This is a genomic window from Pseudomonas simiae, assembly GCF_900111895.1.
Taxonomy (GTDB): Bacteria; Pseudomonadota; Gammaproteobacteria; order Pseudomonadales; family Pseudomonadaceae; genus Aquipseudomonas; species Aquipseudomonas simiae.
This window is the reverse complement of sequence record NZ_FOKB01000003.1, coordinates 334096-357331: the sequence shown is the minus strand read 5'-3', so window position 1 is coordinate 357331 and position 23236 is coordinate 334096. Positions and strand designations below refer to the sequence as shown.

General features: G+C 59.4%; 23 protein-coding genes. 13 read left to right on the top strand and 10 right to left on the bottom strand.

What is annotated here, in order from left to right; translation table 11 throughout:
- Window positions 1-2: 2 nt before the first annotated feature.
- The 5 genes from BMZ57_RS11675 to BMZ57_RS11655 form a co-directional block, all read right to left on the bottom strand.
- Window positions 3-317, bottom strand: a complete 315-nt coding sequence (locus BMZ57_RS11675) for a DUF2388 domain-containing protein (RefSeq protein WP_003176799.1) — start codon at window positions 315-317, stop codon at window positions 3-5.
- A 69-nt stretch (window positions 318-386) separates the two neighbouring features.
- Window positions 387-833 (bottom strand): NfeD family protein, encoded by a 447-nt coding sequence (locus BMZ57_RS11670; protein ID WP_010207365.1) that lies wholly within the window; start codon window positions 831-833, stop codon window positions 387-389.
- A 10-nt stretch (window positions 834-843) separates the two neighbouring features.
- Window positions 844-1764, bottom strand: coding sequence for an SPFH domain-containing protein (locus tag BMZ57_RS11665; protein WP_010207363.1), 921 nt, complete (start codon window positions 1762-1764; stop codon window positions 844-846).
- A gap of 77 nt (window positions 1765-1841) precedes the next feature.
- Window positions 1842-3521, bottom strand: a complete 1680-nt coding sequence (locus BMZ57_RS11660; protein ID WP_010207361.1) for a GspE/PulE family protein — start codon at window positions 3519-3521, stop codon at window positions 1842-1844.
- An 84-nt stretch (window positions 3522-3605) separates the two neighbouring features.
- Window positions 3606-3944 (bottom strand): ACT-like domain-containing protein, encoded by a 339-nt coding sequence (locus BMZ57_RS11655; RefSeq protein WP_010207359.1) that lies wholly within the window; start codon window positions 3942-3944, stop codon window positions 3606-3608.
- Window positions 3945-4071: 127 nt separating this feature from the next.
- On the opposite strand from BMZ57_RS11655, the gene BMZ57_RS11650 reads away from it, so the two are divergent.
- The gene (locus BMZ57_RS11650) at window positions 4072-4542 is read left to right on the top strand and encodes an Lrp/AsnC family transcriptional regulator (protein ID WP_010207358.1); all 471 of its coding nucleotides are present in this window, start codon (window positions 4072-4074) and stop codon (window positions 4540-4542) included.
- 104 nt (window positions 4543-4646) lie between these two features.
- Here BMZ57_RS11650 and BMZ57_RS11645 read toward each other — a convergent pair whose 3' ends face one another.
- Complete coding sequence (locus BMZ57_RS11645) at window positions 4647-6014, bottom strand: CYTH domain-containing protein (protein ID WP_010207357.1); 1368 nt, start codon at window positions 6012-6014, stop codon at window positions 4647-4649.
- Window positions 6015-6172: 158 nt separating this feature from the next.
- Here BMZ57_RS11645 and argE point away from each other — a divergent pair, with 158 nt between their 5' ends.
- Window positions 6173-7321, top strand: a complete 1149-nt coding sequence (argE, locus tag BMZ57_RS11640; protein ID WP_010207356.1) for an acetylornithine deacetylase — start codon at window positions 6173-6175, stop codon at window positions 7319-7321.
- Window positions 7322-7456: 135 nt separating this feature from the next.
- Complete coding sequence (gene argA, locus BMZ57_RS11635) at window positions 7457-8758, top strand: amino-acid N-acetyltransferase (RefSeq protein WP_010207355.1); 1302 nt, start codon at window positions 7457-7459, stop codon at window positions 8756-8758.
- Window positions 8759-8875: 117 nt separating this feature from the next.
- Here argA and tauA read toward each other — a convergent pair whose 3' ends face one another.
- Window positions 8876-9862 (bottom strand): taurine ABC transporter substrate-binding protein, encoded by a 987-nt coding sequence (gene tauA / locus BMZ57_RS11630; protein ID WP_010207354.1) that lies wholly within the window; start codon window positions 9860-9862, stop codon window positions 8876-8878.
- A 370-nt stretch (window positions 9863-10232) separates the two neighbouring features.
- Between tauA and BMZ57_RS11625 the strand changes: the two genes are divergently transcribed.
- A complete protein-coding gene (locus BMZ57_RS11625; RefSeq protein WP_010207352.1) occupies window positions 10233-11597 on the top strand; it encodes an OprD family porin in 1365 nt (454 codons plus the stop codon).
- A 273-nt stretch (window positions 11598-11870) separates the two neighbouring features.
- Window positions 11871-12509, top strand: coding sequence for a peroxiredoxin (locus BMZ57_RS11620; RefSeq protein ID WP_010207351.1), 639 nt, complete (start codon window positions 11871-11873; stop codon window positions 12507-12509).
- A 120-nt stretch (window positions 12510-12629) separates the two neighbouring features.
- Here BMZ57_RS11620 and BMZ57_RS29145 read toward each other — a convergent pair whose 3' ends face one another.
- Window positions 12630-12827 carry a hypothetical protein gene (locus BMZ57_RS29145; RefSeq protein WP_137205802.1) on the bottom strand — a complete coding sequence of 66 codons (198 nt, stop codon included), beginning with the start codon at window positions 12825-12827 and terminating at the stop codon, window positions 12630-12632.
- Between BMZ57_RS29145 and ssuE the strand changes: the two genes are divergently transcribed.
- The 6 genes from ssuE (at window position 12826) to BMZ57_RS11590 (ending at window position 17501) form a co-directional block, all read left to right on the top strand.
- Window positions 12826-13419, top strand: coding sequence for an NADPH-dependent FMN reductase (gene ssuE, locus BMZ57_RS11615; protein ID WP_010207349.1), 594 nt, complete (start codon window positions 12826-12828; stop codon window positions 13417-13419). The two genes, BMZ57_RS29145 and ssuE, sit on opposite strands and share 2 nt — an antisense overlap.
- Before the next feature lie 94 nt (window positions 13420-13513).
- Window positions 13514-14482, top strand: coding sequence for a sulfonate ABC transporter substrate-binding protein (locus tag BMZ57_RS11610; RefSeq protein WP_045791517.1), 969 nt, complete (start codon window positions 13514-13516; stop codon window positions 14480-14482).
- A gap of 25 nt (window positions 14483-14507) precedes the next feature.
- Complete coding sequence (gene ssuD / locus BMZ57_RS11605) at window positions 14508-15656, top strand: FMNH2-dependent alkanesulfonate monooxygenase (RefSeq protein WP_010207346.1); 1149 nt, start codon at window positions 14508-14510, stop codon at window positions 15654-15656.
- 9 nt (window positions 15657-15665) lie between these two features.
- Window positions 15666-16454: an aliphatic sulfonate ABC transporter permease SsuC gene (gene ssuC / locus BMZ57_RS11600; protein ID WP_010207345.1), complete on the top strand. Its 789-nt coding sequence runs from the start codon at window positions 15666-15668 to the stop codon at window positions 16452-16454.
- Window positions 16451-17257, top strand: coding sequence for an aliphatic sulfonates ABC transporter ATP-binding protein (gene ssuB, locus BMZ57_RS11595; protein ID WP_010207344.1), 807 nt, complete (start codon window positions 16451-16453; stop codon window positions 17255-17257). The genes ssuC and ssuB overlap by 4 nt, the downstream gene beginning before the upstream one ends.
- A 28-nt stretch (window positions 17258-17285) precedes the next feature.
- Window positions 17286-17501: a TOBE domain-containing protein gene (locus BMZ57_RS11590; protein ID WP_003213899.1), complete on the top strand. Its 216-nt coding sequence runs from the start codon at window positions 17286-17288 to the stop codon at window positions 17499-17501.
- Window positions 17502-17610: 109 nt separating this feature from the next.
- On the opposite strand, the gene BMZ57_RS11585 is transcribed toward BMZ57_RS11590, so the two are convergent.
- The gene (locus tag BMZ57_RS11585; protein WP_010207342.1) at window positions 17611-18252 is read right to left on the bottom strand and encodes a TetR/AcrR family transcriptional regulator; all 642 of its coding nucleotides are present in this window, start codon (window positions 18250-18252) and stop codon (window positions 17611-17613) included.
- Between the two features lie 220 nt (window positions 18253-18472).
- On the bottom strand, window positions 18473-19849 hold the full coding sequence (locus BMZ57_RS11580) for a glutamine synthetase family protein (protein WP_010207341.1): 1377 nt from the start codon (window positions 19847-19849) through the stop codon (window positions 18473-18475).
- Between the two features lie 597 nt (window positions 19850-20446).
- Here BMZ57_RS11580 and BMZ57_RS11570 point away from each other — a divergent pair.
- Both BMZ57_RS11570 and BMZ57_RS11565 read left to right on the top strand, forming a co-directional pair.
- Entirely contained in the window at window positions 20447-21805 is a 1359-nt protein-coding gene (locus BMZ57_RS11570) for a glutamine synthetase family protein (protein ID WP_003176780.1), read from the top strand.
- Window positions 21806-21863: 58 nt separating this feature from the next.
- On the top strand, window positions 21864-23228 hold the full coding sequence (locus BMZ57_RS11565) for an aspartate aminotransferase family protein (RefSeq protein ID WP_069672949.1): 1365 nt from the start codon (window positions 21864-21866) through the stop codon (window positions 23226-23228).
- Window positions 23229-23236: the final 8 nt, after the last annotated feature.

Sequence of the window (23236 nt, the reverse complement as noted above, 5' to 3'; positions counted from 1 at the left end):
AGTTATTCGGTAACTGCGTTTTTCGCGAGAATGGCGTTGGCCAGTTCCATATCCGTGGCTTGCAGGCCAGGGTTGTCGGCGCGGACTTTCTGCATGGCCGCTTCCAGGTACGGGCCGCGGATGCCGCCGTCGCTGGCAACAAAGCTGCCTGCGTCATCCTGGGCGGCGACCACCAGCTTGTGGTCCTTGAAGGTCAGGTACGTCGAGCCAGTGGTGGCGCCCGACGAGATGACATTGCGCCAGAAACTGTCGGCCATGGCTGAACCGACAGGGAGGGAAAGCACAGCGAGGGTTGCGACAGCATATTTGAGACGCATGATGGGTGACTCCGGGTGGGTTATCTGTACATTATGATTGTAGTTATCCCGACCGAGTTCCCTCACTGACTAAACAGTTTCAACCCTTAACACCACGCCTTCTTGGCCAATCACCCGGACTTGAGCACCTGCAGCGCTGTCCGGGCCGGTGACCATCCATACGCCGTCACCGACCTTTATCTTGCCTCGCCCATCCACAATTGCCTGATGCACCACGAAGGTGCGGCCGATCAGCTCCGAGCCACGCTCGTTCAGTCCCGGCTGGTCGCTGGCCTTGGCACTGCTGCGCTGGCGCCTCCACCAATACACCGCGGTCAGGATCGACAACACGGCAAACAGTAGGAGTTGCCACTCCAGCCCCAAGGGTGGCACCAGGAACTTGATCACACCCACGGCCGCCGCCGCGATGCCCATCCACAGCAGGTAACCACCGGCACCGAATACCTCAAGGATCAACAGCACCGTACCCAGTGCCAGCCAATCCCAAAACGACAGATGCTGCAGGAAATCCCACATGGCGCTGGCCTCAGCCTTTCTTGTTGTCGAACGTTGCCTTGACGATCTCGCCGATACCACCGACTGCACCGATCACCTGGCTGGCTTCCAGCGGCATCAGGATGACCTTGCTGTTGTTGGCCGATGCCAGCTTGCCCAGCGCATCAATGTATTTTTGCGCGACGAAGTAGTTCACCGCTTGCACATTGCCCGACGCGATCGCTTCCGACACGACTTGCGTCGCGCGGGCTTCTGCTTCGGCCTGACGTTCGCGGGCTTCAGACTCCAGGAACGCCGCCTGCCGGCTACCTTCGGCCTCAAGGATCTGCGCCTGTTTCTTGCCTTCGGCGGTCAGGATTGCCGATGCTCGCAGCCCTTCCGCTTCAAGGATCTGTGCACGCTTGATTCGCTCGGCTTTCATCTGGCCCGACATGGCGGCCATCAGGTCGGCGGGCGGGCTGATGTCCTTGATCTCGATACGGGTGATCTTGATGCCCCACGGCGCGGTGGCTTCGTCTACGGTCTTCAGCAGTTTTTCGTTGATGCCATCACGCTGGCTGAGCATGGCATCCAGCTCCATGGACCCGAGTACGGTACGGATGTTGGTTTGCAGCAGGTTGCGGATGGCGTGTTCGAGGTTGTTGACCTCGTACGCGGCCTGGGCGGTGTTGACCACCTGGAAGAAACACACGGCGTCGATCTGCACAGTGGCGTTGTCGGCGGTGATGACTTCCTGGGGTGGGATATCCAGCACGCTTTCCATCACGTTGATCTTGCGACCAATGCGGTCCATGACCGGGATGATGATGTTCAGGCCAGGTTTGAGGGTGTTGGTGTAGCGGCCGAAACGCTCGACCGTCCACTGGTACCCCTGTGGGACCACCTTGAAACCCATGAATAGGATGGCAATGGCCAATCCCACGAAAAGAAGCAGTACGGTTCCGATCTGCATAGCGATTCCCTATCTGAATGTTTCAGTGAAACGACGTTGAGCCGATTGTAACGGTGTTGTCACCGATAAGAACGGTTTCACTGCTTATCAAACAAAGGATTTGTTACCGAATCCCCAGGCGTTACTCGTAATACTTCTGCCATCGTGGTCAGCCCCGCCTCGACCTTTTTCACGCCGGCCATGCGCAGGCTGCACATACCTTGGGCAATCGCTTTCTGGCGCAGGGCGTGTAGATCGGCGCCGGGTGTGATCAGGGTTTTGAGTGCTTCATTCAGCACCATGATTTCGTAAACACCGGCTCGCCCCCGATAACCGCTCTGTCGACACTCCCCGCATCCGACCGCCTCATGGGCGTCACCCAGCGTCCGCTTGCAATGAGGGCACAACACCCGCACCAGCCGCTGCGCCATCACCCCCAGCAAGGTGGCCTTGATCAAATAATGAGCAATGCCCAGTTCCTGCAAACGGCTGATGGCGCTGGGGGCGTCGTTGGTATGCAGGGTCGACAGCACCAGATGCCCAGTCAACGCGGCCTGGATCGCCATTTCGGCGGTCTCTTGGTCGCGGATCTCGCCAATCATGATGATGTCCGGGTCCTGGCGCAGCAGGGCGCGGATACCGCTGGCGAAGGTCAGGTCGATGTTGTGCTGCACCTGCATTTGGTTGAACGTGGGCTCGACCATCTCGATCGGGTCTTCCACGGTGCACAGGTTGACCTCCCGGGTCGCCAGTTGCCTGAGTGTGGTGTAGAGCGTGCTGGTCTTGCCCGAACCGGTCGGGCCGGTCACCAGGATGATGCCGTGAGTCTGGCGCGTCATGGATTGCCAGCGTCGCTGGTCATCCGCCGACAGGCCAAGCTGGTCAAAGCCCTTGAGCAACACCTGCGGGTCGAAAATCCGCAGCACCAACTTCTCGCCAAATGCCGTGGGCAAGGTGGAAAGGCGTAGCTCAACCTCAGCGCCCGTCGGGCTTTTGGTTTTGACCCGGCCGTCCTGGGGCCTGCGTTTTTCTGCCACGTTCATGCGGCCTAGGCTTTTCAGGCGGCTGACTACCGCCATCGTTACCTGGGGCGGAAACTGGTAGACATCATGCAGCAGCCCGTCGATACGAAAGCGCACACGTCCCTGTTCACGGCACGGTTCAATGTGGATATCACTGGCGCGCTGGGCGAAAGCGTACTGCAGCAGCCAGTCGACGATATTGACGATGTGTGCGTCATTGGCATCCGGTTCCTGTTCGCGGGCGCCGAGGTTGAGCAGGTCGACGTTGCCAGCTGCCACCACCTTTTGATCGGCTCCGCTGACGGACTTCGCCAGCCGGTAGAACTCACCGATACAGCGCGTAATGTCCTGGGGATTGGCGACCACGCGTTTGATCGAACGCTTGAGCACCTGCGAAAGCCCGGCTTCCCAACTGGTGACATGGGGCTGGGCGCTGGCGACGGTGACGGTTTGGGCATCCACCGCCACCGCGAGGATGGCGTGGCGTTGGGCGAACGCGTGGGACATCAGTGGCACTACCGTCGCCACGTCGATTTTCAATGGGTCGATGCGCAGATAAGGTTGCCCGGCCCGTTGGGCGAGCCATTCGGTCAGGGTTTCCAGGCACAGGCCTTGGGCTGCGATGCTCTCCAATGGGTGCAGGGTGTTGCTGGCCGGCAGCGCCGACAAGCGTTGGGCGATTTCTGGCGTGATCAGCCGCCCTTCGACCAAAGCCGGCAACAGTTGATGCAGTTCCAATCGTTGATCAACCGGCATGAAGGTTTTCCTGGGTGGCTGAGGGCGTAAGTCCCAGGCTAGCCAGCCGCTGAATATCTTCCTCCCAGTGTGTATTGCAGGCTTTTACTGGGCGACCGCCACCACCGCTTGAGGCCCTACGGAATCAGCCGACCACATATCCAGAGTGCACACGCTGATCAGGTTTCGAATCTTTTCACCGATCACCTGGGCCCGGTGCCAGCTCAGGCCGTCCATCACGATGTCGATGTTCAGCAGGTCCTCTTCGCGGTTCACCATGACCTGTCGCGGCGTGAGGAATTGCAGGGCGAAATAGTTGAGGACCCGGCACAACAGGTCGGGCTCCGCCTCGGCGACGATTCGGTAATGCGCCTGGCAATGAACGCTGTTGACGGCCCACGCGTCGACGCGGGTAACGGGGTAGTTGGTTTCGACGGCGTGCATGGGAAAGCTCCAGATTCGACTGGAGAAATTTTTACATTCGCCAGCGGAGATTTCTTATCTAAGATGAGCCTGTTTTAGGAATAATCGAATTGATCAATTCAAGATAGGCACCATTGAAGGTATTTATATGCACAGCGAGTTGGACGCTTACGACCGCCGTATCCTGGCCTTGCTGCAAGAGGACGCCTCGCTGTCCAGCGCACAGATCGCCGAACAGGTGGGCCTTTCTCAGTCACCTTGCTGGCGGCGTATTCAACGTCTCAAGGAAGAGGGCGTGATTCGCGGCCAGGTGACTTTGCTGGATCGCAAGAAGATCGGCCTCAATACGCAGATCTTCGCCGAGGTCAAACTCAACGCCCACGGGCGCTCCAACTTCACCGAGTTCACCGACGCGATTCGCGGGTTTCCGGAAGTGCTGGAGTGTTATGTGCTGATGGGGGCGGTGGATTTTCTGCTGCGCATCGTTACTTCGGACATTGAGGCCTATGAGCGGTTTTTCTTCGAGAAGTTGTCGATGGTGCCGGGGATTCAGGAGGTCAATTCGATTGTGGCGTTGTCGGAGATCAAGTCCACCACCAGCCTGCCAGTGTTGCGCTGACAGGGCCGGCCTCATCGCGGGCAAGTCCACAGTGGATTGAGTTCACAGCTACCTGTCTGTGAACACAATCAGCGTGGGAGCCGGGCTTGCCCGCGATGACATCGTTACAGACGCAACAAAGTCTTCCAGGCCCGGTTCTGATACACCGCAATCGCCTGATGCATCCGCGCATCCAGCGACTCATCGGTGATCGGCTGGTTGGCCAGTTGGGCCAACTTGTTCAGCTCACCGTACAAACGGTCCAGCTCCGGAATGTCCACCACCTGACGCGCATGGTGCAGCCAGGCCTGGATGCGTTCGATACGCGGCAGTTGCTCGGCCAGGTCTTCCGGCTGTTGCTGGTAGCGCGGCAGTTGCAGGGCGACGGCGTCCTCGGCGAGCAGGCGCGGCAGCCAGTTGGTGAGTTGCGCAGCGCCCTGGCGGTTGCCACGCACGTTGCGGTCGGCAGTCCAGGTACGGGCGAGCAGCCAGCGCGAGGCGTTCAGGGAAAACAGGCCCCAGCGCACGTCTTCCAGTTCTTCGGTGAACTGTTCCGGCGCGGCTTTGCGGATGTCTTCGTCGTCGTCACCGGCTTGAACCAGTGGGCGCCAGTCTTCCAGCAGGGCATCCAGTGCGCTGCGCAGTTCGCTGGTGGATTGACGCGGTGCGGCCTGGCCGAGGCTGCCGACCAGGGCGCGCAGTTCGCCGAGGTTGTCGACCCAGTCTTGCAGCAGGCGCCAGTGGCCATTGAAGCGGTACTGCTCGGCCAGGCGCTGGCTGCTGCCCAGCAGGTGCCACATGATCGCGGCGAAGGCGTCGTCCAATGGCATTTCGGCGTGCAGCTGTGGCGCCGGCAGGCTCAGGGAATAGCTGCTGGCGTCGTACAGGCGGTAGCCGCGCTCGGCCTTGCTGATATCGCATGGCATCAGTGCCAGGGTGGCGGCCAGTTCGGCGGCCAGCTCCAGCAATGCAGCCGGTTCGCCTTCGCGCAGTTCCAGTTCCAGCTCACAGATCTCTTCTTTCTGCTTGCCGACGACCACGTGGCCCAGGTCCAGGGCGGCTTCGATGACTACCTTGGCCTTGCCGCGGCCCCAGGCGATTTCGGCGCGTTCGCGCACGAAGTCGGTGGTGAAGATCGGCTTGAGGGTCTTTTTGTCCAACTCGGCCAATTGCTCGGGCCAGCATTCGCCGTCGAGTTTTTTCACGTCGAGCTTGGCTTTGGGCAGGTCCCAGTTGTATTCGTTGCGTTCCGACAAGCCGGCGACGCTTTGGCCGCGGGTCTTGAGGGTCTGGATGATGTCGTCACCGTCCTTGCGCAGGCGCAGGGCGACTTTGGCCTGGGCCAGATCGCGCTCGGGGGTGTCGAAATACTGGTTCATCAACTCACGGCGTTCCCAGCCACTTTTGTTGCGTTTTTTCAGGAGCGGGTGCTCACGCAGCGCCGCGAGGGTCTCGCGGCTGACGCGGAGTTTGATTTCAGTTTCTTTTTGCATGGCCGGTACATCCAGGATCGGGAGCGCAGCCGGGGAAAAGAGTGGCTGCCAAGGTCGTGCAGTGTACAGGAGTGAGCCCGGCAACGTGCCGCAACGGTTTATTGTGTCGTGCAGATGGCTCTATAGTGAGGTTCATCCGGGAAGCTGAGAGACCGCGCATGCCGTTACCGTCCATGAAAGAGCAGTTCGCCGCATTGATTGCAGCGCCTTCTGTGAGTTGCACCCAGGCATCTCTCGACCAGACCAACCGCCCGGTGATCGATTTGCTTGCCAGTTGGCTGGGGGACCTGGGGTTCGCCATCGACATCCAGCAAGTCAGCCCTGGCAAGTTCAACCTGCTGGCCAGCTTCGGCAGTGGTCCCGGTGGCCTGGTGCTGGCGGGGCATAGCGACACGGTCCCCTATGACGCCGCACTGTGGAAGACCGATCCGCTCAAGCTGACGGAAGTCGACGGCCGCTGGGTGGGACTGGGCAGTTGCGACATGAAAGGCTTTTTCGCCCTGGCCATCGAAGCAGTGCTGCCCCTGCTGGACCAGACGTTCAAGCAGCCGCTGCTGATCCTCGCCACCTGCGATGAAGAAAGCTCCATGTCCGGTGCCCGTGCATTGGCCGAGGCAGGGCGTCCGCTGGGCCGTGCAGCGGTGATTGGCGAGCCGACCGGGCTCAAGCCGATCCGCTTGCACAAAGGCGTGATGATGGAACGCATCGACATTCTCGGTCAAAGCGGCCATTCGTCGGATCCCAGCCTGGGCCACAGCGCCCTCGAAGCCATGCACGACGCCATCGGCGAACTGCGTGGCCTACGCCTGGGCTGGCAGCGCGAGTATCGCAACCCCCAATTCAGCGTGCCGCAGCCGACCATGAACTTCGGCTGCATCCACGGCGGCGATAACCCCAACCGCATCTGCGGCCAGTGTTCCCTGGAGTTTGATCTGCGGCCTTTGCCGGGCATGGATCCCGAGGTGCTACGCGCCGCGATCCGGCAGAAGCTTGAACCGCTCGCCGAGCGCCATCAGGTCAAGATCGACTACGCGCCACTGTTCCCCGCGGTCCCTCCCTTCGAGCAACCGGAAGACACCGAACTGGTGCGGGTGGCGGAACGATTGACCGGCCATCGTGCCGAAGCAGTAGCGTTCGGCACCGAAGCGCCTTATCTTCAGCGCCTTGGTTGTGAAACCCTGGTGCTCGGCCCCGGCGACATCGCGTGCGCCCACCAGCCGGGCGAGTACCTCGAAATGTCACGCTTGACGCCTACAGTGCGTCTATTGCGGGAACTGATCGAACATTACTGCCTGAAGCCTGCATAAATTAACCCCTGATTGTTCGTACATAGAAGGAGAGTGAGCGTGTCGCCAAGCCTGTTCCGACGATAACCATCAGCCCGCTGTGCGTTTTCACGACTCATCCTTTTTCGGCTGCTTTTTATTACAGGCCCAGGTTCCATGCCCGACTACGTAAATTGGCTTCGTCACGCTTCCCCTTACATCAACGCGCACCGCGACTGCACCTTTGTGGTCATGCTGCCCGGCGACGGTGTGGAACATCCCAACTTCGGCAACATCGTCCACGACCTGGTGTTGCTCCACAGCCTCGGCGTGCGCCTGGTATTGGTCCACGGCTCGCGCCCACAGATCGAAGCGCGCCTTGAAGCCCGTGGCCTGACCCCGGCTTACCACGAAGGCTTGCGCATCACTGATGCGGCAACGCTGGAGTGTGTGATCGACGCGGTTGGCCAACTGCGTATCGCCATTGAAGCGCGCCTGTCCATGGACATGGCGTCGTCGCCAATGCAGGGTTCGCGCCTGCGGGTAGCCAGCGGCAACCTGGTCACCGCGCGTCCTATCGGAGTATTGGAAGGTGTGGACTACCACCACACCGGCGAAGTGCGCCGCGTCGATCGCAAGGGTATCAATCGCCTGTTGGACGAGCGTTCCATCGTGCTGCTGTCGCCATTGGGGTACTCGCCTACCGGTGAGATCTTCAACCTGGCCTGCGAGGACGTCGCCACTCGCGCCGCCATCGACCTGGGTGCCGACAAGCTGCTGCTGTTTGGCGCAGACATGGGCCTGATCGATGAAAACGGTCGTCTGGTGCGCGAACTGCGTCCGCAACAAGTGCCCGCACACCTGCAGCGCCTGGGCAGCAGCAACTACCAGGCCGAGCTGTTGGATGCGGCCGCGGAGGCCTGCCGTGGCGGAGTAGGGCGCAGTCATATTGTCAGCTACGCCGAAGACGGCGCGTTGCTCACCGAACTGTTCACCCGCGACGGGGGCGGTACGCTGGTGGCCCAGGAGCAATTCGAACTGGTGCGCGAAGCGGCGATTGAAGATGTCGGTGGCTTGCTCGACCTGATCAGCCCGTTGGAAGAGCAGGGCATCCTGGTGCGCCGTTCGCGGGAAGTGCTGGAGCGCGAGATCGAGCAATTCAGCGTGGTGGAGCGCGAAGGCATGATCATCGCCTGCGCGGCGCTGTATCAGATCGCGGATTCGAATGCGGGGGAGCTGGCGTGCCTGGCGGTGAACCCGGAATATCGCCACGGCGCGCGCGGAGATGTGTTGCTGGAGCGTATCGAATCCCGTGCCCGAGCCCAGGGATTGAAGACCTTGTTTGTCCTCACCACCCGCACCGCCCACTGGTTCCGTGAGCGAGGTTTTGAGCCGAGCAGCGTGGACCGTCTGCCGTCGGCGCGGGCTTCGCTGTACAACTATCAGCGCAATTCGAAGATTTTCGAAAAGGCGCTGTAACTAAAAGCTGGGGCTGGCTTGTGTGGGAGCTGGCTTGCCAGCGATAGCATCACCTCGGTTCAACTGAGCACCGAGGCGCTTGCATCGCAGGCAAGCCAGCTCCCACAGGGAGCGCATTTATTTCGAGATAAATGTGTCGGTCACGAAGGCCGAGTAATCCGGCAATACCGTTTCAACCTTCCCTTGTTCCTTCAAGAACTTCGCCGTCTCCCCAATCGCCGTTGCTGTCCCGCCTTTAAGCAGCGCATCGGTTTGCTGTGCTTGCGCGTCTGGGAACGTCGTCCCGGCGAGCAGTTCAGGAATGTCCACAGCATTTGAGCCTGTCAGTTTCGCGATTTTCTGGACCGGCTCGGAATCCACGGTCCAGCCGTCCTTATGGGCCGCATACTCGGCAAATGAATCCAGCGTAACCTTGGCGAACTTGGCCACTATGTCAGGATGTTTTTCCGCAAAATCCTTGCGCGCCACCCACACTTCAAACGTCGGCGCGCCCCACTGACCCACCTGGGCCGCGTCTGTCAGGGTCTTGCCGGTCTTGCGGATTTCGCCCAGGGCCGGCGACCACACGAATGCACCGTCGATATCGCCGCGTTTCCACGCGGCGGCAATTTCGGCCGGTTGCAGGTTCACCACCTTGACTTGCCTGGTGTCCAGGCCCCAGTGCTTCAGTGCGCCGAGCAGGCTGTAATGCGAGGTTGAGACAAATGGCGTAGCGATGGTTTTGCCGATCAGATCCTTGGGTGCGTCAATGTGGCTGCCGTTACGCACCACCAATGCTTCAGAAGTATTGATCTGGGCCGATACGATGAACGCGACGATGGGTAGATTGCGAGAAGCCGCTGCCGCGAGGGGGCTGGAACCGAGATTGCCAATCTGCACATCGCCTGAGGCAATAGCGGTTACGACTTCCGGCCCACTGTTGAAACGGCGCCAGGCGATTTTCTCGCCGATGGCCTTCTCATAGAGGCCGTCGGCCTGTGGGACTTTGCTGGGATCGATGCCGGTTTGGTAGCCGATGGTTAAATCGGCCGCTTTGACACCAAAAGAAAGTATTAGTGACACAAAAACTGTAACAAATTGACGGGAGGATGTGCGTTTGGCCATGATGGCGTCGCCTTTTTGATCGTGGGTGACGTATGCAACTGTACGGCCACACTAATCGATCTAAAAAAGCGCTAACAAATACCCTTTAGGAATTAGCTTATGGAGCGGTTCGTCTAACCTGACAGGCCAGCATCATGGAAAGGCTTATTCCAAAATCGTATGAAAAAGAATGAAATAATTCTTTTTGGGTGTATGAAAAACTCATTACCCTGCAGGGACCAAATCAACTGCGATTAGACGAAGGTAGTAGACATACAAGGTTACGATTGACTTGGTAGTCACTATCTGGCGCTAATCGCGCATCTGTGGATCGAGGGCGTCAGACCCGAGACCAAAGAAATACAAAAATTAGAAATGAGAGGAGCGGTACATGAAGAAGTCCACCTTGGCACTGGCTGTAGCCCTGGGCGCAATCGCTCAGCAAGCAGGCGCTGCCGGTTTCGTTGAAGACAGTAAAGCAACACTGGGTCTGCGTAACTTTTACATCAATACCGACAACCGTAACGGTACCGGCGCGAACAAGAACGAAGAATGGGGTCAAGGCTTCGATCTGCGTTTCATCTCCGGTTATACCCAAGGCACTGTTGGCTTCGGTGTTGACGCTATTGGCCTGCTGGGTGTTCGTCTGGATTCGGGCGGCGGCACCAACGGCGCCACCAAGCCAAGCGGCGCCAACCCAGGCTCCTACGGCGGCACCATCTTCCCTAGCGAGCATAACGGCAAGGCCGTTAATGACTACTCCAGCCTGGGTTTGACGGCCAAAGCCAAGATCTCTCAGACCGAACTGAAGCTGGGTACCTTGCAGCCTAAGTTGCCTGTGATCATCACCAACGATGGTCGTCTGTTGCCACAGACGTTCCAGGGTGGCCAGATCACTACCAACGATATCAAGGACCTGACGCTGGTCGGCGGTCAGATCGAAAAAGCCAAGGGCCGTAACTCCAGCAGCAACGAAAACCTGTCGTTGTCGGGTGCTAACAGCCGTGGCGCTACCTGGCGTGACAGCAACAAATTCATCTACGCCGGGGGTGACTACAAGATCACCAAAGACCTGACTGCCCAGTATTACTACGGCAATCTGGAAGACTTCTACAAGCAGCACTTCCTGGGTCTGACCCACAACTGGGCTATCGGCCCGGGTGTTTTGAAGTCTGATCTGCGTTACTTCAACAGCTCCGATGATGGCGCCAACGGTAACGAATCCGCTTACTTCACCACTGGCAACTACCAAGGCTTCCGCGCCGGTAAGGGCAAGGTCGACAACAATCTGTACAGCGGCCTGTTCCTGTACACCGTTGCCGGTCACACCTTCGGTGGTGGTTATCAAGTCAGCAACGGCAGCAGCGACTTCCCTTGGTTGAACCAGGGCGACGGTTCGTCGGCTTACCTGACCACTGACATGCAGATCCAGAAGTTTGCCCGTGCCGGCGAACGTACCTGGCAAGCTCGCTACGCTTATGACTTCGCCAAGGTTGGCGTTCCTGGTCTGACCGCCGGTGTTGTCTACCTCAAAGGCAGCGACATCGACACCGTAGCTAACACCGCTTCTCGTACACAGTTCAACGGTCAGTCCGAGTGGGAACGTGACATCACCGTTGCCTACGTGATTCCAGAAGGTCCGCTGAAAAACCTCGGCGTGGCGTGGAAGAACGCTATGTGGCGCACCGACATCGCTGGCGCGCGTGATCAAGACGAAAACCGTCTGATCGTCAGCTACTCGATCCCGCTGTTGTAAGCCTGTAAAACCTTGCCCGGCGCAACGCCGGGCAGGGTGTCTTGCCGTTCAAGTCGGGCTAAACCCCCGCAAGCCCTTCCTGAACCCCTCTTTGTACAGCGTCTCAAGGCCTTCTCGAACCTTGGAAACGATGTTGCTCTTCGCCTTTGCCTACGTCCAATGAACAGATTTTTAATATTCCTTTATCGTCTAGATAAATCGATATTTATTCTTTTTAAATAATCCGCAAACCATGCACAGTGGGTTCCATAAGCACTCATCAGGAGCCACACCATGAGCCTAAGACTGGGCGATATCGCCCCCGACTTCGAACAGGATTCCAGCGCCGGCAAAATTCGTTTCCACGAGTGGCTGGGCGATAGCTGGGGTGTGTTGTTTTCCCACCCGGCGGACTTTACCCCGGTGTGCACCACCGAGCTGGGTTTCACCGCCAAGCTCAAGGACGAATTCGCCAAGCGCGGCGTCAAGGCTATCGCCCTGTCGGTTGACCCGGTGGACTCGCACCACAAGTGGATCGAAGACATCAACGAAACCCAGAACACGGTCGTCAACTTTCCGATCCTGGCCGACGCCGACCGTAAAGTGTCCGACCTGTACGACCTGATCCACCCCAACGCCAGTGACACCCTCACCGTGCGTTCCTTGTTCGTGATCGACCCGAACAAGAAGATCCGCCTGACCATCACCTACCCGGCCAGCACCGGCCGCAACTTCCACGAAATCCTGCGCGTCATCGACTCGCTGCAACTGACCGACAACCACAAGGTCGCCACGCCCGCCAACTGGCAGGACGGTGATGAGGTGGTGATCGTGCCGTCGCTCAAGGATGAGGACGAGATCAAGCAGCGCTTTCCGAAGGGTTACCGGGCGGTGAAGCCGTATCTGCGGCTTACCCCTCAGCCGAATCGTTAACGCAGGCCCAATGTGGGCGCGAGCTTGCTCGCGAAGGCAGGCTGTCAGTCGATGCATCCTTTAATGACACACCACTTTCGCGAGCAAGCCCGCTCCCACATGTAAATCGCATTTCAAGGCTCACACAGCAGGGGTTTTCAGGCCGTTTTTACGGCCTTTTTTTTCGTCCGGTGATTCATCATCTGCATATTTCTTTAAGGAATAAACAAATGAAAAAATAAGATTTATAGATATATAAATCAGCTGATAAGGTCTGTTCCATCTTGGCGCTATCGCCACACAGCGAACCGCTGACACCTGCGCAAGGAATTCCTGCATGTTGGTCGTAACACTTGGAGGCAGTCCCAGCCAGCGCTCCCGCTCAGGGGTGCTGCTGGATAAAACCCGTCAGTGGTTGCAAGAAAAAGGCGTCGAAGTGGTGAGTTACCAGATACGGGATTTCCCGGCTGAAGACCTGCTGCATGCGCGCTTCGACAGTCCCAAGGTCATCGACCTGCTGCAACAAGTGGCTAATGCAGATGGCCTGGTGATCGCCACGCCGGTGTACAAGGCTTCGTTCTCCGGCGCGCTGAAAACCGTGTTGGACCTGCTGCCCGAGCGCGCCCTGGCCCACAAGGTCGTGTTGCCGATGGCCACGGGTGGCAGCATCGCCCACATGCTGGCCGTGGACTATGCCTTGAAGCCGGTGCTGTCGGCGCTGAAGGCACAGGAGTTGCTCCACGGTATCTTTGCCGAGGACAGTCAGATCGCTTACGGCGAAGGCAGTGCCCAGGCACAACTGGTGCCGGTACTCGAACACCGTTTGCACGAGGCACTGGAGACGCTGTACGACGCCATGGCCCGTCGCCCGAAACCGCTGGACCCTCACGTGTTGAATGAACGTTTGTTGAGTGCTCGCTGGAGCATTTAAGCCACACCGAAATGTAAAAAACTCACCTTACTCAGCCGCCAACGGCCAAGCAGGTGCAGCCAACCCCCTAAACGCATTATTTGGAGAGAGCGCCATGCGCACTGTCATCTTGCGTCGTGGTCTGGTCGCACTGTTTGCTGCGGCTGTGTCCTTCGGCGCCATTGTTCAAGCTCAAGCCGCCGAGACCTTGCGGATCGGTTATCAGAAGTACGGCACGCTGGTGCTGCTCAAGGCCAAGGGCACGTTGGAAAAACGTTTGGCTGCCCAAGGCGTGAACGTGCAGTGGACTGAGTTCCCTGGCGGCCCGCAATTGCTGGAAGGCTTGAACGTCGGCTCCATCGACTTCGGCGTGACCGGCGAAACCCCACCGGTCTTCGCCCAGGCAGCCGGTGCCGACTTGCTCTACGTGGCCTACGAGCCGCCTGCACCGACCAGCGAAGCGATCCTGGTGCCGAAAGATTCACCGATCAAATCCGTGGCTGAGCTCAAGGGCAAGAAAGTCGTGCTCAACAAAGGCTCCAACGTGCATTACCTGTTGGTACGTGCCTTGGAAGATACCGGCTTGAAATACACCGACGTGCAGGCCGTGTTCCTGCCGCCCGCCGATGCCCGTGCCGCCTTCGAGCGTGGCAGCGTGGACGCCTGGGTCATCTGGGACCCGTACCAGGCCGCCGCCGAAAAACAACTGCAAGCCCGCACCCTGCGTGATGGCACCGGCATCGCCGACAATCACCAGTTCTACCTGGCGACAAAGCCATACGCCCAACAGCACCCCGAAGTGATCAAGGCGCTGGTGGAGGAGGTACGCGCCGTGGGCGAATGGTCCAAGGCCAACCCACAGGAAGTGACTGAACAAGTGGCGCCGCTGCTTGGCCTGCCGGCTGACATCACCCTGACCTCGGTGAAACGCCAAGGCTACGGTGCACTGTTCCTGACCCCTGAAGTGGTGGCTGCCCAGCAGAAGATCGCCGACAGCTTCTACCAACTCAAACTGATCCCCAAGCCCTTGAACATCAAGGACGTGATCTGGACGCCACCCGCCGCCGTGGCCACAGCGCCGTAATCCGACTTCTTCAGGAGACAACTCCATGAGCCTCACTATTTTCTGGTTCCTGCCTACCCACGGCGACGGCCATTACCTTGGCACTGCCGAAGGCGCTCGCGCCGTTGACCACGGTTACCTGCAGCAAGTGGCCCAGGCCGCTGATCGCCTGGGTTTCGGCGGGGTGCTGATCCCTACCGGGCGCTCCTGCGAAGACTCGTGGCTGGTGGCCGCCTCGCTGATCCCGGTGACCCAGCGTCTGAAATTCCTTGTCGCACTGCGCCCCGGGATCATTTCCCCGACGGTAGCGGCGCGTCAGGCAGCAACCCTGGATCGTCTGTCCGGTGGCCGTGCGTTGTTTAATCTGGTCACCGGTGGTGATCCAGAAGAACTGGCCGGTGACGGCTTGTTCCTCAGCCACGAAGAGCGCTACCAGGCCTCGGTGGAATTCACCCGTATCTGGCGCCGTGTGCTGGAAGGCGAAACCGTGGATTACGACGGCGAGCACATCCGCGTCAAAGGCGCCAAGCTGCTTTACCCGCCGATCCAGCAACCGCGCCCGCCGCTGTACTTCGGTGGTTCTTCCGAAGCGGCCCAGGACCTGGCAGCCGAGCAGGTGGAAATGGTGCTGACCTGGGGCGAGCCGCCGGCGGCCGTCGCGGAAAAAATCGAACAGGTGCGGGCCAAGGCCGCAAAACTCGGACGCACCGTGCGCTTCGGTATTCGCCTGCATGTGATCGTGCGTGAAACCAACGATGAAGCGTGGAAAGCCGCCGACAAACTGATCTCCCATCTGGACGACGACACCATCGCCCGTGCCCAGGCCTCCCTGGCGCGTTTCGATTCCGTCGGCCAGCAGCGCATGGCCGCCTTGCATGGTGGTAACCGCGACAACCTCGAAGTCAGCCCCAACCTGTGGGCCGGCGTCGGCCTGGTCCGTGGCGGTGCGGGCACCGCGCTGGTGGGCGATGGCCCAACGGTGGCGGCACGCGTGAAGGAGTACGCAGCGCTGGGCATCGACACCTTTATCTTCTCCGGTTATCCACACCTGGAAGAGTCGTATCGCGTCGCGGAGCTGCTGTTTCCCCACCTGGATATCGAGCGTCCCGAGCTGCCGAAAAGCGCCGGCTACGTGAGCCCGTTTGGCGAGATGGTCGCCAACGACATCCTTCCCAAAGCTGCGTCACAGAGCTAAGGCAGCGCCATGAACTATGAAAAATTGAGCCACCGTGTGGCGCCCTGGGTACTGCCGGTTCTATTGCTGGTGGTGTGGCAGTTGTCGGTATCGGCGGGCTGGTTGTCGACCCGTATCCTGCCGGCCCCCAGCGCAGTGATTGAAGCCGGTATCAACCTGGTCGCCAGCGGCGAAATCTGGACCCACCTGGCCATCAGTGGCTGGCGTGCCGGCCTGGGTTTCCTGATCGGTGGCAGCATCGGCCTGGCCCTGGGCTTCATCACCGGCCTGTCGAAGTGGGGTGAACGCCTGCTGGACAGCTCGGTGCAGATGATCCGTAACGTGCCGCACCTGGCACTGATCCCGCTGGTGATCCTGTGGTTCGGCATTGACGAGACGGCGAAGATTTTCCTGGTCGCCCTCGGTACGCTGTTCCCGATCTACCTCAACACCTATCACGGCATCCGCAACGTTGATCCGGCACTGGTGGAAATGTCGCGCAGCTATGGCTTGTCCGGGTTCAGCCTGTTCCGCCAGGTGATCCTGCCGGGCGCGCTGCCGTCGATCCTGGTGGGCGTGCGCTTTGCCCTGGGCTTCATGTGGCTGACGCTGATCGTGGCGGAAACCATCTCGGCCAGTGCCGGTATCGGTTATCTGGCGATGAACGCCCGTGAATTCCTGCAAACCGATGTGGTGGTACTGGCCATCGTCATGTACGCCATCCTCGGCAAACTCGCGGACCTGGCGGCTCGTGGCCTGGAGCGTGTATGGCTGCGTTGGCACCCGGCGTATCAAGTGAACAAAGGCGGTGTGGCATGACAGCTCAACAACCCCCGCGCCTGCTGAAGGGCATTCCCCTGGCGGTACGCAAGTTGCGCAAGGCCTTTGGCGCGCGCGAAGTGCTCAAGGACATCGACCTGCATATTCCGGCCGGCCAATTCGTGGCGGTGGTCGGGCGCAGCGGTTGCGGCAAAAGTACCTTGCTGCGCCTGCTGGCCGGTCTGGATAAGGCCAGCGGCGGCGAGCTGCTGGCCGGTTCCGCGCCATTGAGCGAAGCGATTGAAGACACGCGGCTAATGTTCCAGGAAGCACGGCTGCTGCCGTGGAAGAAGATCATCGACAACGTGGGGCTGGGGCTTAAAGGCGACTGGCGCCCCAAAGCGCTGGAAGCCTTGGAAGCGGTCGGCCTGGCTGAACGTGCCAATGAATGGCCGGCGGCGCTGTCCGGCGGGCAGAAGCAACGCGTGGCCCTGGCCCGTGCGCTCATCCATCAACCGCGTTTGTTGCTGTTGGATGAGCCGTTGGGCGCGCTGGATGCCTTGACCCGTATCGAGATGCAGCAACTGATCGAAAACCTGTGGCAGAAGCACGGTTTCACCGTGTTGCTGGTCACCCACGATGTCAGTGAAGCCGTGGCGATTGCCGACCGGGTGATCCTGATCGAAGACGGTGAAATCGGTTTGGACCTTATCGTCGACCTGCCACGCCCACGTGCCCGGGGCTCACATCGCCTGGCCGCGCTGGAAGCCGAAGTGCTCAACCGTGTGTTGTCCCTGCCGGGCTCACCGCCGGAACCCGAACCTGTTTCACCGCTGCCTACGCAATTGCGCTGGGCTCAATAACTCACTTGTCCCATGAAGAGAGAACGACATGACTATTAAAGCTATCAACGTGCGTAACCAGTTCAAAGGCACCATCAAAGAAATCGTCGAAGGCGACGTGCTGTCGGAGATCGACGTGCAGACCGCTTCCGGCATCGTCACTTCCGTGATCACCACCCGTTCGGTCAAAGAGCTGGAGCTGGTGATTGGCAGCGAAGTGATTGCCTTTGTGAAGTCCACCGAGGTGTCGATCGCCAAGTTGTGATCGAGGATCGTTGTCGCTTCCGAGATCGCCTTCGCGAGCAAGCCCGCTCCCACATTTTGATGTGTGAACGGGCTTGCTCGCGAAGAGGCCGCCCCCATCGGTACAAGACTTAGTGCGCAGCCGGCCGCTTAGGCAAATACGCCGGTAAATAAAGCCCCACATACGCATCAAACACCCGCATCCCTTCATCCGCCATGCGTGGCGTAATCAGCCCATGCTGATGCACCGAGCGCGCATACACGCGGTCGCTCAACTCCAGCGCCAAGGCAAACACGTCCACATCGCTGGGCAATGTCGGCACTTCAAAGTGACGGTTGAACACGGTGAGCATCAAGTCACCCAGTTCCAGGTCATGCTGACGGTCGGCCTGGGTCACTTCGGTAAGCCCGTGCTGCGCCAGGATCAACTGGCGCGCGGCGGCGTCATGATCATAGATAGTGAGCATGCGCTGCTCGACGATGTAGGACAGGTCGCGCCAGTGTTTGAGTGAGTCATGCTCGATGGGCGCCTGAATGGCTGCCCGGAAAGCGGCGTGCACGTCAGCGGTCAACGCCTCCAGCAATGCGGGCACGCTGGCGAAGAAGTGATACACCGACGACGGTGGGATCTGCGCCCGCTCGGCCACGCTGTAGATCGACAAACCCGCCACGCCTTCGGCAGCCAGCAAAGTGCGGGCAGCGTCGAGGATCGCGTCGATCCGGGCCTGGCTGCGAGCGCGGGGTTTGCGAGGGGCGGCGGGGCGGGTGGTCATGGAAGTCTCCTACAAGGCAGCGGGCATTGTATGAGCAGGAAGGTGTGTTGTCTGCCAGGCCGCCATCGCAGGCAAGCCAGCTCCCACATTTTGATCTGTGAATACATTCGAATGTGGGAGCTGGCTTGCCTGCGATGAAGCCAACTCGATCTAACTGAAAAAAACACAAAAAAAAGCCGCAAACCCCTAAGGTCTGCGGCGTTTTTTTTGCAGCAACCGTTTAAACGGTATGCAGGTACCAGTTGTACTCAAGGTCGGAGATGGAGTGTTCGAACTCCTCCAGCTCACTTTCCTTACAGGCGACGAAGATATCGATGTACTTAGGATCGATGTACTTGGCCATCACCTCGCTGTCGTCCAACTCACGCAGGGCATCGCGCAGGTTGTTCGGCAGGCTCTGTTCGTTCTGCTCGTAGCTGTTGCCTTCCACCGGTGCGTTCGGCTCGATCTTGTTGGTCAGGCCGTGGTGCACGCCTGCCAGGACCGAAGCCATCAGCAGGTAAGGGTTGGCGTCGGCGCCGGCCACGCGGTGTTCGATACGGACCGCGTCGGACGAGCCGGTCGGTACGCGGATCGCCACGGTACGGTTGTCCAGGCCCCAGCACGGCGAGTTCGGCACGTAGAATTGTGCTCCGAAACGACGGTAGGAGTTGACGTTGGGGCACAGGAACGCCATTTGGGCGGGTAGGGTCTCCAGCACACCGCCGATCGCGTGACGCAATGCGGCGTTCTGCTCGGGATCCTCGCTGGCAAAGATGTTCTTGCCGTCTTTGTCCAGGATCGAAATGTGCACGTGCAAACCGTTGCCTGCCTGGCCTGGGTAAGGCTTGGCCATGAAGGTGGTGTCCATCTCATGGTCGTAGGCGATGTTCTTGATCAGGCGCTTGAGCAGCACCGCGTAGTCGCAAGCCTTGATCGGGTCGGCCACGTGGTGCAGGTTCACTTCGAACTGCGCCGGGGCACTTTCCTTGACGATGGCGTCGGCCGGGATGCCTTGCTCTTTTGCACCTTCCAGAATGTCCTGGAGGCAGTCGACGTATTCGTCGAGGTCGTCGATCAGGTAGACCTGTGTCGAGTGCGGGCGTTTGCCGGAGATAGGCGAGCGGGGCGGTTGTGGGCGGCCGTTCACGTTCTCCTGGTCGATCAGGTAGAACTCAAGCTCGAAGGCGGCGCAGATGGTCAGACCGAGGTCGTCAAATTTGCTTACAACTTGGCGGAGCACTTCGCGCGGATCGGCGAAGAAAGGTTCACCTTCAAGTTCGTGCATGGTCATCAACAATTGCGCGGTAGGGCGCTTTTGCCAAGGTTCATTGCACAGGGTGTCGGGGATTGGATAACAGATTCGGTCAGCATCACCGATGTCCAGGCCCAGGCCGGTGCTTTCCACCGTAGAGCCGTTGATATCCAGGGCAAATAAAGAGGCAGGCAGGTTAATGCCCTTCTCGTAAACCTTGTGGAGGCTGGTGCGTTCGATGCGCTTGCCGCGCACCACACCATTCATATCCGCAATTAGAAGGTCTACGTACAGAACCTCAGGATGATCCTTAAGGAACGCGTTCGCTTCGTTAAGCTGAACGGCACGCGGGGGTACCGACATGATGCAACACCTTTGTTGTTAAAAATATCAATCATTGATCTTTTCTGGTTTCAGTCAACCCGAACGGCATGCCGAAGTCAAGCGAGGCCTTTTTTGCCCTAAAAAAGCGCCACGAAGGCTTTTTTGGGGCTTTTTGGGGCGGTTTTTTGGGTTTGAAGGGCTTGGGACTCGCAGGCTTGAGCGGGCCGTGTTGTATTTTTTACGGGGGTGTTGTGTAAAAAAATGAACAAGGCTAAGCTCGATTCAAACCCATAACAGCAATAATACCGGGGTGCTTCATGTGTCACCTGCCGCCCAACGGCGTCTTGGCCTGCTTCAGTCAGGCTGTGTCACCCGTCCAATCCTCCCGCGTGAATGCCCGCGCACCGGCCAATATTCTTGACGCCCGGCCCGACCTCTTTCTTGCCTCCTCATTTGCCACAGAACGGCATGCGCCTCGCCTGCTGCTCAAGATTGCGCACAACTTTGGCGTGAGGAATGCAACGCAGCAGCAAATGGCAGGTAAGCTCCTACCCTGAATGAAAAAACGACGCGGATGCTGCGTCAACCAACGCCTGGCCTTTAATGGATGCCAGGAAACCCAGCCCAGAGGCATTTATGAGTAACAACCTCGACCAGCTCACCGATTGGTTGAAAGACCACAAGATCACAGAAGTCGAATGCATGATTGGCGACCTCACCGGTATCACCCGGGGCAAGATCTCGCCGACCAACAAGTTCATCGCCGAAAAAGGCATGCGCCTGCCCGAGAGCGTGCTGTTGCAGACCGTGACCGGCGACTATGTCGAAGACGACATCTATTACGAATTGCTCGACCCGGCCGACATCGACATGATCTGCCGCCCCGACCAGAACGCGGTGTTCCTGGTGCCCTGGGCCATCGAGCCCACCGCCCAGGTGATCCACGACACCTACGACAAGCAAGGCAACCCGATCGAGCTGTCGCCGCGCAACGTGCTCAAGAAAGTCCTCAAGCTCTACGCCGACAAAGGCTGGCAGCCCATTGTGGCGCCGGAGATGGAGTTCTACCTGACCAAGCGCTGTGAAGACCCGGACTTCCCGTTGCAACCGCCGATTGGTCGGTCCGGCCGTCCGGAAACCGGCCGGCAGTCTTTCTCTATAGAAGCCGCCAACGAATTCGACCCATTGTTCGAAGACGTCTACGACTGGTGCGAGCTGCAGGAGCTGGACCTCGACACCCTGATCCACGAAGACGGCACCGCGCAGATGGAAATCAATTTCCGTCACGGCGATGCCCTGTCCCTGGCCGACCAGATCCTGGTGTTCAAGCGCACCATGCGAGAAGCCGCGCTCAAGCACGACGTGGCCGCCACTTTCATGGCCAAGCCGATGACTGGCGAGCCGGGCAGCGCGATGCACCTGCACCAGAGCATCATCGACATCGCTACTGGCAAGAACGTCTTCTCCAATGAAGACGGGACCATGAGCCAGCTGTTCCTCAACCACATTGGCGGCCTGCAGAAATTCATCCCTGAATTGCTGCCGCTGTTCGCCCCCAACGTGAACTCGTTCCGCCGCTTCCTGCCGGACACCTCGGCGCCGGTGAACGTGGAGTGGGGCGAAGAAAACCGCACCGTCGGCCTGCGTGTTCCGGATGCCGGCCCACAGAACCGTCGCGTGGAAAACCGCCTGCCGGGCGCTGACGCCAACCCGTACCTGGCGATCGCCGCCAGCCTGTTGTGCGGCTACATCGGCATGGTCGAAGGCCATAACCCGAGCGCGCCGGTGGTGGGTCGTGGTTACGAACGGCGCAACCTGCGCCTGCCGTTGACCATCGAAGACGCCTTGGAGCGCATGGAAAACAGCAAGACCATCGAAAAATACCTGGGTCAAAAATTCATCACGGGCTACGTCGCGGTCAAGCGGGCCGAGCATGAAAACTTCAAGCGCGTGATCAGTTCGTGGGAGCGGGAATTCCTGCTCTTCGCCGTCTGATGCGCCGGGCGCGTCCTTCACACGGCGCGCCCTCACCTGAAAAGTCTAGGAGATTGGTATGTCCAGCAACAACCCGCAAACCCGTGAATGGCAAGCCTTGAGCAGTGATCACCACCTGGCGCCGTTCAGCGACTTCAAGCAGTTGAAAGAGAAAGGCCCGCGCATCATCACCAAAGCCCACGGCGTCTACCTGTGGGACAGCGAAGGCAACAAGATCCTCGACGGCATGGCCGGCCTGTGGTGCGTGGCGATCGGTTACGGTCGCGATGAACTGGCAGACGCCGCCGCCAAGCAGATGAAAGAACTGCCATACTACAACCTGTTCTTCCAGACCGCTCACCCGCCGGTGCTGGAGCTGGCAAAAGCCATTTCCGACATCGCGCCGGCCGGCATGAACCACGTGTTTTTCACCGGTTCCGGCTCCGAAGGCAACGACACCATGTTGCGTATGGTCCGCCACTACTGGGCGATCAAGGGCCAGCCAAACAAGAAAACCATCATCAGCCGCAAGAATGGCTACCACGGCTCCACGGTGGCCGGCGCCAGCCTCGGCGGCATGACCTATATGCATGAGCAGGGCGACTTGCCGATCCCGGGCATCACCCACATCGCACAGCCGTACTGGTTTGGCGAAGGCGGCGACATGAGCCCCGAAGAGTTCGGTGTATGGGCCGCCAACCAGTTGGAAGAAAAGATTCTGGAATTGGGCGTGGACAACGTCGGTGCCTTTATTGCCGAGCCGATCCAGGGCGCCGGTGGCGTGATCGTGCCGCCTGCGACCTACTGGCCGCGCATCAAGGAAATCCTCGCCAAGTACGACATCCTGTTCATTGCCGACGAAGTGATCTGCGGTTTCGGCCGCACCGGTGAGTGGTTCGGTAGCGATTTCTACGACCTCAAGCCGCACATGATGACCATCGCCAAGGGCCTGACGTCGGGTTACATCCCGATGGGCGGCCTGATCGTTCGCGATGAAGTGGTGGAAGTCCTCAACGAGGGCGGTGATTTCAACCACGGCTTCACTTACTCCGGTCACCCGGTTGCGGCGGCAGTGGCGCTGGAAAACATCCGCATCATGCGTGATGAAAAAATCGTTGATCGTGTGCACGACGAAACGGCACCGTATTTGCAGAAACGTCTGAGGGAATTGGCGGATCATCCGCTGGTGGGCGAAGTGCGTGGTGTGGGTATGCTCGGTGCCATTGAACTGGTACAGGACAAAGCCACGCGCAAGCGTTACGAAGGCAAGGGCGTTGGCATGATTTGCCGTACGTTCTGCTTCGAAAATGGCCTGATCATGCGCGCCGTGGGCGACACCATGATCATTTCGCCACCGCTGGTGATCAGCAAGGCAGAAATCGACGAGTTGGTGACCAAGGCTCGTCAGTGCCTGGACCTGACTTTGGCGGCACTGCAGGGCTAAGTGCTAGG